The organism is Rubripirellula obstinata (assembly GCF_001642955.1).
Lineage (GTDB): Bacteria > Planctomycetota > Planctomycetia > Pirellulales > Pirellulaceae > Rubripirellula > Rubripirellula obstinata.
Map to the genome: position 1 here is coordinate 1 of NZ_LWSK01000015.1, position 14,305 is coordinate 14,305.

General features: G+C 53.3%; 10 protein-coding genes. 1 reads left to right on the top strand and 9 read right to left on the bottom strand.

Translation table 11 applies throughout. The annotated features are described in order from the left end of the window. Positions 1-219 precede the first annotated feature (219 nt). Complete coding sequence (gene smc, locus RC85_RS06730) at positions 220-3,831, bottom strand: chromosome segregation protein SMC (RefSeq protein ID WP_068260244.1); 3,612 nt, start codon at positions 3,829-3,831, stop codon at positions 220-222. Between the two features lie 300 nt (positions 3,832-4,131). Between smc and RC85_RS06735 the strand changes: the two genes are divergently transcribed. After that, a complete protein-coding gene (locus RC85_RS06735) occupies positions 4,132-5,172 on the top strand; it encodes a nucleoside monophosphate kinase (protein ID WP_068260247.1) in 1,041 nt (346 codons plus the stop codon). 64 nt (positions 5,173-5,236) lie between these two features. On the opposite strand, the gene RC85_RS06740 is transcribed toward RC85_RS06735, so the two are convergent. The 8 genes from RC85_RS06740 to RC85_RS06775 all read right to left on the bottom strand — a co-directional run bounded on the left by RC85_RS06740 (position 5,237) and on the right by RC85_RS06775 (position 14,245). Further along, a complete protein-coding gene (locus tag RC85_RS06740; protein WP_068260250.1) occupies positions 5,237-6,436 on the bottom strand; it encodes a glycosyltransferase family protein in 1,200 nt (399 codons plus the stop codon). Positions 6,437-6,987: 551 nt separating this feature from the next. Then, positions 6,988-7,488, bottom strand: a complete 501-nt coding sequence (gene ribH, locus RC85_RS06745) for a 6,7-dimethyl-8-ribityllumazine synthase (protein ID WP_068260252.1) — start codon at positions 7,486-7,488, stop codon at positions 6,988-6,990. Continuing rightward, positions 7,478-9,067, bottom strand: a complete 1,590-nt coding sequence (gene rho, locus RC85_RS06750; protein WP_084422411.1) for a transcription termination factor Rho — start codon at positions 9,065-9,067, stop codon at positions 7,478-7,480. The genes ribH and rho overlap by 11 nt, the downstream gene beginning before the upstream one ends. Before the next feature lie 102 nt (positions 9,068-9,169). Beyond that, positions 9,170-9,805 carry a dephospho-CoA kinase gene (gene coaE / locus RC85_RS06755; RefSeq protein ID WP_068260254.1) on the bottom strand — a complete coding sequence of 212 codons (636 nt, stop codon included), beginning with the start codon at positions 9,803-9,805 and terminating at the stop codon, positions 9,170-9,172. Positions 9,806-9,844: 39 nt separating this feature from the next. Continuing rightward, positions 9,845-10,570 (bottom strand): zinc ribbon domain-containing protein, encoded by a 726-nt coding sequence (locus RC85_RS06760; RefSeq protein ID WP_068260256.1) that lies wholly within the window; start codon positions 10,568-10,570, stop codon positions 9,845-9,847. Between the two features lie 145 nt (positions 10,571-10,715). Next, positions 10,716-12,050: a hypothetical protein gene (locus RC85_RS06765; RefSeq protein ID WP_068260259.1), complete on the bottom strand. Its 1,335-nt coding sequence runs from the start codon at positions 12,048-12,050 to the stop codon at positions 10,716-10,718. A gap of 5 nt (positions 12,051-12,055) precedes the next feature. Next, positions 12,056-13,444, bottom strand: a complete 1,389-nt coding sequence (locus RC85_RS06770) for a hypothetical protein (RefSeq protein WP_068260260.1) — start codon at positions 13,442-13,444, stop codon at positions 12,056-12,058. 3 nt (positions 13,445-13,447) lie between these two features. Next, positions 13,448-14,245 carry an SDR family oxidoreductase gene (locus tag RC85_RS06775; RefSeq protein WP_068260262.1) on the bottom strand — a complete coding sequence of 266 codons (798 nt, stop codon included), beginning with the start codon at positions 14,243-14,245 and terminating at the stop codon, positions 13,448-13,450. Positions 14,246-14,305 lie beyond the last annotated feature (60 nt).

A 14,305-nucleotide genomic window follows, 5' to 3' on the forward strand; every position in this document is an offset into this window, starting at 1 on the left:
GGGATTTACATCCCCGGCAGAGAGCTTCCGTCCCTCCCGGGACTATTCACCAACGTTATGATCGCGGATCGATCAAAGACAATTTGCATTGATTTGTTCGACTTCCCTCGGGATGAGTGACGACACCAATCCGGCAGTAATTAATACGACGTCCCCCGCGAAAGTAGCGAATCCGCTGCTTTCGCGGAGCGAAAGGCGACTATAAAAAGTCGCACGTGCCTAAGCGGCTTCGCCGTCACTGATTTCGCCGTCGTCGCTGACGTCTTCAAAACGGATCGAAACCCGTTTGCTGACGCCCGATTCTTGCATCGTGACGCCGTACAGTGTTGTCGCGGCGGTCATCGTTTTCTTGCTGTGGGTGACGACGACGAATTTACTGTGGTCTAGGAATTCGTTTAGCACGGTGACGAAGCGGCCAATGTTGGCTTCGTCAAACGGTGCGTCCACTTCGTCCAGAACACAAAACGGACTTGGACGATATTTGAAAATCGACATCAACAGCGCAACGGCGGTCAATGCTTTTTCACCACCGGACAACAGTGAATTATTGAAACTCGGTTTGCCAGGCGGCGTGGCAACAATCTCTACGCCTGCTTCCAACGGATCGTCGGATTCTTCTAGCACCAAATCAGCGTGTCCACCGCCAAACGACTTGCGATAAAGCTGTTGAAAATTAACTCGAATCGCTTCGAGCGTATCCATGAACAATCGTCGGCTGTCCGCATTGATCCGGCCGATAATCCGCTGCAACGAATCCTTGGCCGCTGTCAAATCTTGGTACTGACCGTGCAGTTCGTCGTAACGTGATTGCAGTTCTTCCAATTCCTCCAACGCTTCCATGTTGATGCTGGTCGTTCGCTGCAATTGAGACCGCAAAGTATTGATTTCAGTTTCAATCTCATCGCGACTTTCGGGTTCCTGGAAATCCTCGGGCGGTTCCGACGCCTGCAGGTCGATTTCGTAATCTTCCAGCAACCGCGTCACCAACGTTTCGCGGCGGAGTTTGGCATTGTCGTGCCGAGCGGTGATTGCATGAACGGCTTCGCTGGCGGCGGCGGCATCCTTGATCGCCCGTTCGCTGGCCTTCAAAATGTCACGATTGCTTCGACGCACTTCCGCCGCCGCCTGAGCCAACTCACCGAGCGATCGATCACACTGCTCGGCGTCCCAATTCAGCGAAGCCAATCGGTTGGACGCGTCCAACATTCGCGTTTTCAAATCCGCGATTCGCGACCGACCGTGATCGGCTTGCTCGCGAACCTCAGCAACCGCCGCTTCGCGTTGACTCTGATCGCGGCGTTGTTGCTGCATCGCTGCGGACAGTGCTTCAAATTTTTGTTCCGCTCGGGCAAGTTCGACGCTGATCGACATCACGCCAGCGGTCGCGGTTTGCAATGCGTCCTGAGTCTCGGAAAGCATTTCGTCAGCTTCGGCCGTTTCCAGTTCCAACCGTTCGACTTCTTGTTTCCCAGAATGAATTGTTGACGCCAGTTGATTGTTTTCGGCGGTGGCCGCTTCGCGAAGCCCCGTCGATGCAGCGATCTCGGCATTGATTTCATCGCAGGCCGCTGACTGAGATTGCAGCCGCTCGTCGCAGTGGCGGCGTTCGGCTTCGGCAGCAGCCCGATCGGTGATCAGTCCGCGGTGCGTTTGTTCGGCACGGCCAAGCATCGCGGCTTCTTCATCGACGCGAAGACTCAATCGTTCGGTTTCCGCTTCCGCTTCTTGCAGTTGATACTGATAGTGTTTGATCTCGTCGCCAGCGGCCAACAACTCGCTTCGACGGCTGACCAATCCGGTCGCTGCCGCAGCAGGACCAACGACCGTCGAACCGTCGTTTTCAAGCAACTCGCAAGCCGAACTGACAAACCGCAACCCGGCACCGCTGAGCTTGCGAAGGCCGAGTGCCGTTTCCAGCGAATCAACCAACCAAGTATTACTAAGCAGATGGCGAACCAATGGCTCGAACTTCTCGTCACACTTCACCATGCGGTCGCCACGTCCGACGACGCCACGAAGCCCATCCAAGCGGATGCGATCACCAGGCCGACGGGCCGGCAATTCGTCGATGCGGATCAGCCCGACACGATGACTCAGTTTCAATGAACCGCCGACGATCGCCTTTTGAACTTCGCCACCGGTAACGATTAGATACTGACTCTTTTCGCCCAAAGCGGCATCGATCAGCGGAGCGACGTTGACGTCAACATCAAAGCAGTCGGCTACGATTCCATGAACGTGTTTCGAGACAATAGAACTCGATCGGTCGGCCCCCGGTTGATTGATCTGTTTCAGGATCGCTTGAACGCCGCCGGAAATTCCGTCCTGACGACGCTGCAAATCATCCAGCACCTTTTGTCGCTCGGTAACGCCTTGCAGTCGGATCTTCAGCGCAGAAACTTCTTCGCGGCGACGAGCCAATGTTCGGCGGCTTTCGGCCAGCTTGGCATCCGCTAATTCAACTTCCTTCGCGGCCGCTGCAATCGATTCATCCAGCTCGGTAACTTTGGTGCGACCGGTTTCGGCTTCGGCGGTCGCCTCGGCAAGCGACGTTTGCGCGGTTGCAATTCGACGAGACAGATTCGCCATCGTTCGGGCAACTTCGGCGAGTCGTTGTTCCGTCCGTTGCCGCTTCGCTTCCGCATCGGCAACGCGGCGAACACCGGCCAAATGCTTCTGGCCCAATTCGTCACGCAGACGCCGAACTTCGCTCGCCTCGGCCTGAATTTTGTCTCGATTGGATTCCGCTTCTTCGCTTCTGCCTCGAACGGCTTTCAATTCAGATTCATAGGCCTCTAATTTCTCGTTCGCACCCCGCAGTTCAGCCGCCGCCGATCCCGCCTGGGTTTGCAGCAATCGCATTCGGCGCAGAGAAGATGCAACACTCTTGCGAAGGTCCACGATCGAAGCTTCGTCAGCATCACGGCGTCCTTCCAAGCTGGCGATTTGACTGAGGTGACCGCTGCGAGTCTCTTCGATCGACCGCGCGTCATCGGCGATCTGTTGCAACTGAGCGTCAGCAGCCTGACGCTTTTCGGTCATTTCACTGCGAAGCTTTTCCAGCTCGGTTTGATTCTTCAGCGCCGTCGCAAGTTCTGATTCCGAGTTTTCCAATTCAGATGAAAACGATCGCCAATCAGTCCAAGCAATCTGTAAACGCAGCTCCTTCATCCGCTCGCTTGCTTGGCGATAACGTTCCGCCTTGCTGGCTTGGCTGCGAAGACTTTTCAGCCGCGAAGCAACTTCGTCAACGATGTCGCCCAAACGAGTTAGGTTTGACTGAACACGAGCCAGCCGTCGTTCGGCTTCGATCTTTTTCGCTTTGAAACGGCTGATACCTGCCGCTTCTTCAAAGATCGCACGCCGATCTTTGGCGCTGGCGTTTAGCATCTTATCGACCTTGCCCTGTTCGATCAGGCTGTAAGCGTCGATACCAATGCCGGTGCCGCGGATCAGGTTTTTCAGATCCTTCAGCCGCACGGCTTGGTTGTTGATCAGGTATTCGCCTTCACCGCTGCGATAGACCCGCCGCGTCACATGGACTTCGGGAGCATCGACCGGCAATTCGCCGCCGGAATTGTCGAAGATGATTGTGACTTCGGCCGAACCCGCTGGCCCGCGAGTCTGCGACCCCTTGAAGATCACATCCGACATGTCTTTGCCACGAAGGCTCTTGGCACTCTGGGATCCAAGCACCCACTTCATCGCATCGACGATGTTGGACTTTCCGGATCCATTGGGGCCGACAACGACGGTGATGCCGTCGGGAAAGTCAAAGCGTGTGCGATCGGCAAAGCTTTTGAAACCGGCCAGCTCGAGTGCTTTTAGCATGCGATAGGTCTGTGATCGGTTTCAGAGTGAGGAAAAAACGTCAGAATGGGTCCGTAGCTGGACTTTCCAGAGTAAATAAAACCGATAACGGAGCCTAGCGTGATTCCGAAATTTAGCAAAACACGTAAATCACGCGGTTTGCGGGGTCTTTTCGGCCGTAATTGGCAGTAAAAATCGCCATTTGGCCCTGTTGAACCGCGCGAAACGCGGCTTTTTGCGAGTTGCCGTGTGTCGCACAGCTCCACACGGCCTACTTTCTGATTTTTGCCAGCTCCGCCCAAATAGCGATAGAAACCACTTATGACCGAAACCAATCCACTGCGAACCAATACTTTTTACATCACGGTTTCTGGATCCGGTCTACCCGAGGTGGATGGGCTGTTTGTTCCGTCAACCGCACCGCCCGCGAAGTCTGAATCCGGGACCATTTCAAGTCTCGGATATTGGAACGGCAAAATGGCCTGGGATCGGGCGGATGGTAAAAGCGAGCGAAGCCCGGCATTGTCCTATTCCAACACCTACAAGTCGTGGCGAATTTGTCGGCTGGATGGTCACCTGGCTTATGACATTACCAGCGACGACGAAATGCCGCCGACGGAAAGTCAGTGGCATGTCTACAAGAAAGGCGTCGCGCCGGCACCCAAGGTCACGATTCATCACTATGACCCGCGGCAACCCTGCCCGCCGCCCAATGTTGTCTTCGTGCTCGGCGGACCAGGTGCGGGGAAGGGAACGATGTGTGAACTTGCCCAATCGCAGCTCGGCTGGACTCATTTGTCGATCGGCGAATTGTTGCGAGCCGAACGCGAAACAGGCGGCCCGACGGGCGAAGCGATCGAAAAGATCATCGCCGCAGGACAACTTGTTCCCAACGAGATCACGGTCACGTTGTTGAAAGACACGATGGAGAAGTTGACCCGGACGACGGGAAAGAACAATTTCCTACTCGATGGTTTCCCACGCTCTCTGTCAAACTTGGAAGGCTGGTACGACGCATTCGGTCGAGACACGGAACTACCCAAGATGCTGTTCTTCGAATGCCCTTATCCAGTCTTGGAAAAGCGCATCATGGCTCGGTCCAAGTACACCGGACGCAGCGACGACAATGTCGAAAGTCTGAAACAAAGGTTCGACACGTTCAAGCAGGAAACTCTGCCGACAGTGGAATTGTTCCAAAGCAAAAACAAGTGCATCAAGATCGACACCAGCCAAGACCGTCAAACGGTTTTCGCCATCGTCCGCGACAATCTAGCCGAACACACCGACGAAGATTCCGCAGCAAAACCACTGACTGAACGAGCAGAGATGCTGCTCGGGTTAAGACCGTTTCCAAAGTCGTAGGCCGGAACAAGCAAAGCGCAGTTCCGGCAATTCAATACCGCATCATGCAATTGCCGGAACAGGATCAATTCGCGATGTCGCGTAGTCTTTGCGTCAGGTCCGGGAATGCTGCTCGTACGCGAGTCCAGTTTGGGATCGCGCCTGCACCGGATGGATCGTTACGGTACAGTTCTGCTGCGGTCGTCACACAATCGGCGAACGCGTCAATCGTTGTTTCTTCGGTGTGTCGATCGTATTGCAAATCGTTCACCAAAGCATCAGCAGCATATTGGCGGATACAGTTTTGTGCCGTCCGCAAATAGTTTGCACGCAGCGTGATAAAACTATCACTGCTCATGATCACGCCTTGGCTAGCCAAAGTCCGATAGATCGTTGTGATGATGTCGTTGGCCATCCGAATCAGGCCGGTGTTCTTTTCCTCCAATGACAACGCCTGGTGTTTGTGTTCGTACAGGCGACACAAATCGGTTTGGCAAACACGCTTCAAAGAAGTGTTCCGATAGACCTCCGCAAGCGTGCCGACTTCCAGTCCCCAATCACTCGGGATTCGATTCGTCCTGGCCAAATTACGAGTCAGTGAAAACTCGCCGGACAACGGATAACGAAAACTTGCCAAGAACCGAACGAACTCGCTGCTGGGATACATCAACCGCAGCGCTCGGACCAACGGATTGACCAATAGCCGCACGACTCGTCCATGCATGCGGTCGGTCACGCGAGCGTAATAGGCTTTGCAGAATTCAAAGTCGAGTGCCGGGTGAACCATCGGCAAACAAAGCCGCGTCAGCAAAAGCCGATCGTAATCGACGATGTCGCAATCGTGCAGCACAAACGTATCGATGCGTGGATCCGCCAAAAGATACCCAAACGCAGTCCACACGCTGCGGCCTTTGCCAGGAGTGGAAACCTGAATCCCGGCGTCGATCAGTTCGCTGTAGATCGATTGAACCTCGGGGCCATCGGTCCATAAAACTTTTGCACGATCGCCAAGCGGTGCGATTTTGGCAACCGTTTCGTCATAATCTTTTTGGTCAGGTGCAACACCAAGCGATACGCAGATCGTATCGATGTAGTCGGCATCAGCAAGTTCTTTTACGATCACGTCAAACGGTTCGGCACGCATGTCCGACGCGGTAACCGGCAATACTAACCCAATTCGGTTATCCTTGGCGGCGTCGCGAACCATCTCTTCCAAACGACTCTGTTGCCCCGTACGAAGGTCATGAATCGCGGTCACTAAATCATGCTGATAAAAGTCTGGCATTGCACAACTATCCTGGGCTATTGGTAGCGGGAATTAGAAACAATCGCCCGCCGGCGGTGCTGGATAATCTAGCCCAATGCGACGATCTCGGCTATCGGCGTGAACAAGTTGAATTGCCGTAACTCGCTTTACTCGCTACGGCCTACTTGTCAGTCGAGGTAGGCCGGAACAAGCGGAGCGAAGTTCCGGCAATTGCATTGACCAGCATTGCATTGCCGTAACTCGCTTTACTCGCTACGGCCTACCTACCAGTAGAAGTAGGCCGGAACAAGCGGAGCGAAGTTCCGGCAATTGCATTGACCAGCATTGCATTGCCGTAACTCGCTTTACTCGCTTCGGCCTACCTATCAGTAGAAGTAGGCCGGAACAAGCGGAGCGAAGTTCCGGCAATTGCATTGACCAGCATTGAATTGCCGTAACTCGCTTTACTCGCTACGGCCTACTTGTCATTAGAAGTAGGCCGGAACAAGCGGAGCGAAGTTCCGGCAATTGCATTGACCAGCGTTGAATTGCCGTAACTCGCTTTACTCGCTACGGCCTACTTTGTGGGTTTACGCTGGCAAGCATTCGTTCAACTTGGCTTCCAACCTCAGCAATTCCAAAATCGCTTCGGCGGATTCGTTTCCTTTGTTGCCGACCGTGCCACCGCTGCGTTGGATCGCTTGTTCCAAGGTGTTGCAGGTCAACAAACCGAAGGCGATTGGACGTCCCGTGCGAACTCCCATTTCCATCAACGACAGACTGACGCTGCGGTTGATGTGTTCATCGTGAGTCGTTTCGCCACGAATGACGCAGCCGAGTGCAATCGCGGCAATCGCATCCGCGTTTTGCAAACACCGATCAACAATCGATGGCAGTTCCCATGCACCGGGAACTCGAATCACCGGTGTTTGTGCCGACGCGTATCCAGCCGCCGATAGCGTTTCCAACGATCCGCTGACCAGTGAATCGCAGATCGCGGGATTGTACCTGCTGGCGACGATGACAATCTTCCCCGCTGGCAACGTTCCATCGATGCCAGAAATTTCCCCTTGGTTATTCTCAGTCGTCATCTTTCACACTCATTAAGTATTCAACATTGTTCTGTGATTTCCCGAGCCCTTTGACCAAGGTTCGCATCGCTTCGGCTGGCGATAGTTCGGCCAGATTGCGACGCAGTGCCGAGATCTTCACGTACTCTTCCGGATCAATCAACATCTCTTCGCGACGCGTTCCGCTGCGAGCGATGTCAACGGCCGGCCAAATTCGTCGATCAACCAGGTCGCGGTCCAGGATGATTTCTAGGTTACCGGTCCCTTTGAACTCTTCAAAGATGATGTCATCCATGCGGCTGCCGGTATCGACCAGTGCGGTTGCCAGAATCGTTAGCGAACCGCCTTCTTCTACCTTGCGTGCTGACCCAAAAAATGCCTTCGGTTTCTGCAACGCTCCCGCATCCAAGCCACCGGTCATTAGCTTTCCGGTCGATTCGCCTTCGCTATTATGAGCTCTTGCGAATCGCGTGATCGAATCGAGAAAGACGACGACATCGATGCCAGCTTCCACCATTCGCTTAGCCTTTTCGATCACCATTTGCGCGACTTGAATGTGTCGCTGGGCAGGTTCATCGAACGTGCTGCTAATCACTTCACATTGCGACCCGCGGACTTCACGTTCCATATCCGTGACTTCTTCAGGGCGTTCGTCAATCAACAAAACAAACACGTAGGCTTCGGGATAATTCTTTAGCACCGCCCGCGCCATCTGCTGCATCAAAATTGTCTTTCCAGCACGTGGTGGACTGACGATCAATCCCCGTTGGCCGAAACCGATCGGCGTCAACATGTCGATCACTCGTGTCGAAAGCTCGCCCGATTCGTGCTCCATGATGATGCGGCGATCCGGGTGCAGCGGCGTCAACTCATCGAACGGAACCAGCTTCTTGCGAGACGATGGATCGCGACGATTGATCGCCTCAATCCTAAGCAGCGCAAAGTATCGCTCGTTTTCCTTCGGTGGGCGAATCTGTCCGGCGACGTGGCTGCCAGTCTGCAATCCAAAACGCCGTATCTGACTTGGCGAAACGTAGATGTCATCGGGACATGACAGATAGTGATAGGTGGACGATCGCAAGAATCCAAAACCGTCCGGCAGGATCTCCAGCGTTCCCTCGCCATACATCAGCCCGCCCGCTTTCATGCGAGCTTTCAGAATCTGAAAAATCAAATCCTGTTTCCGCGTGTCCGGGTTTACATCAATCTCAAACTTTGTCGCCAGCAAACGCAGCGATTCTAAATTGGATTGCTGCAAGTCCGAGATGTTCCAGGACGCATCGGTACTGGTGACATCTTTGGCACTGGGAATCCCAACGCGTTGGCCGGCCTTGCTGGCCTCGCTGACGATTTCTTCGGGAAGTGATAAAGGATCACGTTCCGCATCAAGTTCTCGGACCCGCTTGTCCACATCTTCGTCAGGATGACGAGGTCCGGAATTGCGGTTTCGATAGTCACGGTATTCACTTTGCCCGCTGCGACGTCGGCCGCCGGAGTTGCGGTCACTGGAACTGCGGTCACTGGAACTGCGGTCATTGCCGCCATTGGGTTTCCCAGATCCGCTAGGATCGCCAGGGGATGGCTTTCGAGGAGATGGCATGATTCATCAGGATTCGATGTGGAGGAGATTGCCATGCGATCGTTGCGTGGCAGGCGGGAAGAGAAGAGAGGAGGATGGGTTGATCAGAAAAGGAGGAGAGGTCTATCGACAATGGGTGTCAGAATCTGTCTCGACGTTCTTAGTCAACAAAGACTGCCAATGTTGATCGACTCGTTGGTGGAGTTCTTCCATCGATCCATTGTTTTGGATGACACGATTACTGAGCTGAATCTTGGTTGCGATCGGAAGTTGGCGTTGTTCTCGTTTGACAATTTCGTCTGGATGCCAACCACGGTTCGCAGCACGGGCAGCACGGATTTCTGGATCAGCATCAATGCACCAGACTTCGTCACAGCACCGATCCCAACCCGATTCAAACAACAGTGGTACGTCCAACAAGCTTACTTGGACGCCGCTGCTTGCGTTCGATTTCAGCTTTTGCAAAACCTGATTTCGGACAATCGGATGGACGATTGATTCAAGGTACCGCAATTCCGCTTGGCTTGCTTGGTCATTCCCAAAAACAATCGATCCTATTTCGGCACGATCGATGCCACCGCCGGCGTTTAAAACCTGATTGCCAAAACGAAGCACCAATTTTTCCTTCACGTCGGCAAGATCGAGTGACTGCTTGGCCAGCGAGTCGGCATCGATCCAGGCGGCCCCAGATTCCTGTAGGTAGCGTGCAACGGTCGATTTGCCGCCCGCGATGCTTCCGACAATTCCCAAAACAATCATGCTGCCGCAACGATCATGGCGATGGAACGATCATTTGACTTACCCATTTGCCGGTAAGTAAAGAAACGCATCGCAATTGGGGCAGCGAACCAGGTTAGACATCCGCAGGCCCTCGATGAACTGCGTCGTCAAACGCTGATTGCAAGCCGTACATGATTCGTCTTCGACGGCTGCCAAGCCTTCTTCGCCTTTTGCATCCGTGATTCGCTTGTAATCACCTTTGACGACGGACGGCAGTTCAGTTTCCGCTTGCAGAAGTTCACCCTCAACGCGATCCAAGCTTTCTTGAACGACTTTCTGACGAGCTTCAATTTCGCCGATTCGCAAATTGTTGTCCTCTTGTTCATTAGCCAAGGTCGCTTCGGCAACGGCTAGTTTTTCATTGATCCCGTCAATCAGTTCAAAAACTTCCAGCACCTCGTCACTCTGCACTTCATTGGCTTTCTTGTCCGCCGCAATTTGTTCTTGAAGCGTGGAGAACTCGCGATTGCTGGCCGCTGTATTCAACTTTGTTTCCAGGTCGCTGATCCGAGCTTCTCTTTCCTTCAACTGAAGCTCTTTCTGATCGCAAACCATCTTGGCAGCTTTCTTTTTCGCCTTGATCGCATCGACTTCCGCCGATGCCGCTGAAATCCGAGCTTGACTGGCTTTGATTTGAATCGGGGCTCGATCTCGTTGAGTTCTAAGGTCAGCCAATTGTCGATGCAGACGATGCAGCGTCCGCAAGAGTTCAGCGCTAAGCTGTATTTTAGTATCGACCGCCATCAAAATGCCAAGGTTAGGATAAGTGTCAAAGAGAATAGCTACTCAATAAGCTAGCAGCGTGATACTTATCATATCCAATTCAGCCCTATTTGCGTAAGCCAACGCGAACGATGAAAAAAGCAAAATCGTTTTGGAATTCCGACAATTATTCTGCCAATCCAGTCATCATCTTTTCCTTGACGGTGCTGCCAGCTTCCAAGACCGGATCAATGCTTCTTCTACGATTCTCGATGCGATCGAGCACGCTGGGACGCTTTCCGGATACCAGTTCCGGTACGCCTGAAAGAACACCAAATTGATCCAAGACCTCGGTCACCGATAGCGATTGTGTCGTTCCGTCATCCGATTTGGTTTCGCTGGTCATGCGACCAATCATTTCCATGGATACGACACCCTCGCTGCGATATCGCATTCCGGTCACGACGGGATCAGAAGGATACATTCCCATCAAAATCGTTTTTTCAAAACGGACGTCAGCGGATATGGTTGGCATCGGTGAATTCAATCGTTCGCCACGAGTATTCAAGCGGTGCAACGTTTTTCGATCATCGCTGGTAATAAAAAGCTGAATTTCCGGGTTATCGACCGTTGATCCCGCTGGGATATGCAGCAGCATCAACTCGGTCGCAAACCGACTTCGATCCGACGCAAAAGCAGTGGTTGATTCTGCTTTTTCAAATTGGAATGCCATCGCAAGCGTTCGCCCCAACACGCCAAGCGAATTCAAGGAACCGACTTCAGCCCCAGCGATACTGCCAGCCCCAACGACGCCGAGGGCGCGGAACCGTCCGACCGAGGATTCGATCATTGGCTCTGCTTTCACGGTCAGTCCAGGACTATCGATTTCAAAGAAGGCGGCTTGGCAATCGGTACCAAAATAAAGCTGCCCCTGATTGTCATAGTAAAGAACCGGTTGAACGGACAAGCGATGCTTTGCCAAATAGTTATCAACTTGACGCCGAATCATGGCGGGTAACTTTGATCGTCCACCGGCGTCAAGTTCTAACCCGATCGTCATCGCCGACATGCGTCCAAAGGTGCCCGCACTGCCCGTCAGCGATGACGAACGTGGCGGCGAAACCGAAGCACCAGGAATAAGCATTCGACATGCTCTCGATTCAGAATCTCGATATGCTCTGCGGACAAGTGTTTCTTTGATCGGTAAGCTATCGATCATCGTGACTTCGTTTCGATTCGGAGTCGAGCCAATCACGCCCACGCGAAGCGTCAATTTGTTGACAGGCTTGCCGCTGCCTGTTTCATCCCGCGATCCTTGATCTGTTGATTGCGTTCCAAACGACCCCAGCGACAGGTCTTCAAGTGATACCGGTTCTTTACCCGCTTCCGATTTAGAATCAGCTTCCGTGGCGGATGTCGCCCGAGGCTCGCCTGGACGCATCGCACTAAACGCTAGCAGTCCAACGACAAAGACAACCATCAAGGCACTGATGGTCTTTAGAAAGGCCTGATTGTTTAGCATCGTGACTACTCGCTTAAAAACGTATCGACTACTTGTTCAATTTCTTGGGCGATGACCGAGTCTATCGCCCCCAGTTTCCTCTTCGCAGGACCTCTAAAAGAGAGCGTCAGCCCGCTGCCGGTGTCCCACATTGTGATCGAAAGCTGACCTCGTGACTGCAACGGTCCCAAAATCCGCACCCCTTTTACAGTCGCATCGCCAACTCGGTAGCTTTGCGCACGCTGGAACGATTGCGATGACGGTTGCTGTATCGTATCGCATGGTTCTGTGCATTTTTCTGGTCGAAGCTCCGTCTGCAATCCGGTCCGTTTTCCAAATTTCAGGCTTGATAAACAGGTCACGCTGGCCGTTGGAACAAACCAACCCAAACGATCAATCACTGGCAATCCACCAGGAATCCGCTCTGCAATTTCGATCCCCTGCGATAATTCACCTGCGATACCGCTGGACCGAACATATTTCATCTGATCCGAAACACTGCTCAGCGTTTCACTGATCGACGATAGCTGATCATGCCGGCGGCGGATGAACGCAAAACCAATGTGATTGCGAGTGCAGTGTCGTTGGTTCCAAGCCCGAGTTTGAACTGGGTTCATTATAGACAGGTAACGACCTCTGCCCGGATCCGTGATTGCGGCAAGCGCCTGCAGCACCACGGCGACACCAAAGTCATTGACGGCCATGTTCCGTCTTCGCAACGTCTCTCGAATCTGATCGGAACGTTCGCCCCCCAGTTCCAGGAAAGCCAAAGTAGCGTCAGCAGTCGATGGTTGAGTTCCCCCTAACCTGAATCGCTTGGTCGCATGCCGATCAAGTCGAACATTCCGCCCGCGCACCGTGGCCCAGAAATTTCTAAGTTCTGGCAGGGCAACTGTCTTGACCGCTTTTGTTGAATCCTGACTTACGGCCTGCGCTTCGGCTTTTCGGGGAGCCCGCGGGTTTCTGTCATGGTATCGCTGCATCGTTTGATAGATGACTCGTGCCGCACCAACACCATCACATGCCGCATGGTGAAAAGAGAATTTCAATCGGAACGAGCGAAGTTTGATTGCCGTTACTTCAGGATTTGTTGAATCCGATGTTGGAATCAAAGACAGACGAGCACTGATGCCTCGCCGAACGTTCAGGCTCGTATCATCATTCGGTTTCACTTCAAAAAGATCGGTCGAGAACGGCACGCTTTTCCAAGTTTGATTCTTGCCACGACCCCGCAAACAGAAATACATTTGCGGACTTTTAATAATCGAATCTTGCCAAGCTTCGGTAAGTCGCTTGAGATCGATCTGACCTTCCAGAGAAATGCTGACGTCAAAGACCATTCCATCGTCGTGATCCGACCTCGCCAAGTATCGCTCGACCGCCGTCGTTTGAATCGATTCGCTTAGATTCGGCATAGTTTAGATTCGAATGCTAACGCCGCCATCGACAACAATCGTTTGGCCTTGGATCAAATCACTAGCACCATCGCAGAGAAATGCGACCACCGACGCAACATCTTGTTCGCACAATCTACGATTGCCAACCATCATTCGTTCGGTCGCCGCGTCGACCAAGGATTCAGCACCCGGCATGCTGGCGATCGCATCCGTCGGAATGATCCCCGGCAGTACACAATTAAAATTGACCCCGCGGTCACCAAACTCCAACGCCAAGTGTCGCACAAAACTTTCCAATGCCGCCTTGGATGCCCCGATCGCTCCATAATGCGGAACAGCCCACTGCGAACCGTGGCTGCTAACCGCGACGACTTTGCCATGATGCGGTTCAGCAGCCAATGATTCAGCGGCGGCTTGCGCCAACCAAACAACAGGAGCCGAATTGTTGCGCAACGTGGCTTCTAGGTTTACTGGTGTTAGGTCATTCAAATCACGGAATCCGCCCGCTGCTGCGTTGCTGACGATGGTGTCTAATCCGCCAAATTTATCTTGGACTTCTGCGACCATCGCTTGCACATCGTCACGAATCGAAACGTTGGCTTTGACCAGCATCACCTGACTGCCCATGGCGTCGATATCTTTGGCAACCGCCACCGCATCGTCTTGCGAATTCAAAAAATTGACCGCAACACTGGCACCTTGGCGGGCGAGCTCCAATGCGATCGATCGCCCGATCCCACGGCTGGCACCGGTCACCAAAGCGCACCGCCCCGTCAAGGGACGAGCTTTCGTTGTATCAGTGTTTTCGTCCAAAGTCATCAATTACCTTCGTTCGCTTGATTCAAACAGAAACGTTTACTGCCGGCCTACCATACACGC

Excerpts from the sequence above, each read along its gene's own strand:
- RC85_RS06740 (WP_068260250.1), bottom strand. The coding sequence starts at position 6,436 with ATGCCAGACTTTTATCAGCATGATTTAGTGACCGCGATTCATGACCTT.
- ribH (WP_068260252.1), bottom strand. The coding sequence starts at position 7,488 with ATGACGACTGAGAATAACCAAGGGGAAATTTCTGGCATCGATGGAACG.
- rho (WP_084422411.1), bottom strand. The coding sequence starts at position 9,067 with ATGCCATCTCCTCGAAAGCCATCCCCTGGCGATCCTAGCGGATCTGGG.
- smc (WP_068260244.1), bottom strand. The coding sequence starts at position 3,831 with ATGCTAAAAGCACTCGAGCTGGCCGGTTTCAAAAGCTTTGCCGATCGC.
- RC85_RS06775 (WP_068260262.1), bottom strand. The coding sequence starts at position 14,245 with ATGACTTTGGACGAAAACACTGATACAACGAAAGCTCGTCCCTTGACG.
- RC85_RS06765 (WP_068260259.1), bottom strand. The coding sequence starts at position 12,050 with ATGCTAAACAATCAGGCCTTTCTAAAGACCATCAGTGCCTTGATGGTT.
- RC85_RS06770 (WP_068260260.1), bottom strand. The coding sequence starts at position 13,444 with ATGCCGAATCTAAGCGAATCGATTCAAACGACGGCGGTCGAGCGATAC.
- coaE (WP_068260254.1), bottom strand. The coding sequence starts at position 9,805 with ATGATTGTTTTGGGAATTGTCGGAAGCATCGCGGGCGGCAAATCGACC.
- RC85_RS06735 (WP_068260247.1), top strand. The coding sequence starts at position 4,132 with ATGACCGAAACCAATCCACTGCGAACCAATACTTTTTACATCACGGTT.
- RC85_RS06760 (WP_068260256.1), bottom strand. The coding sequence starts at position 10,570 with ATGGCGGTCGATACTAAAATACAGCTTAGCGCTGAACTCTTGCGGACG.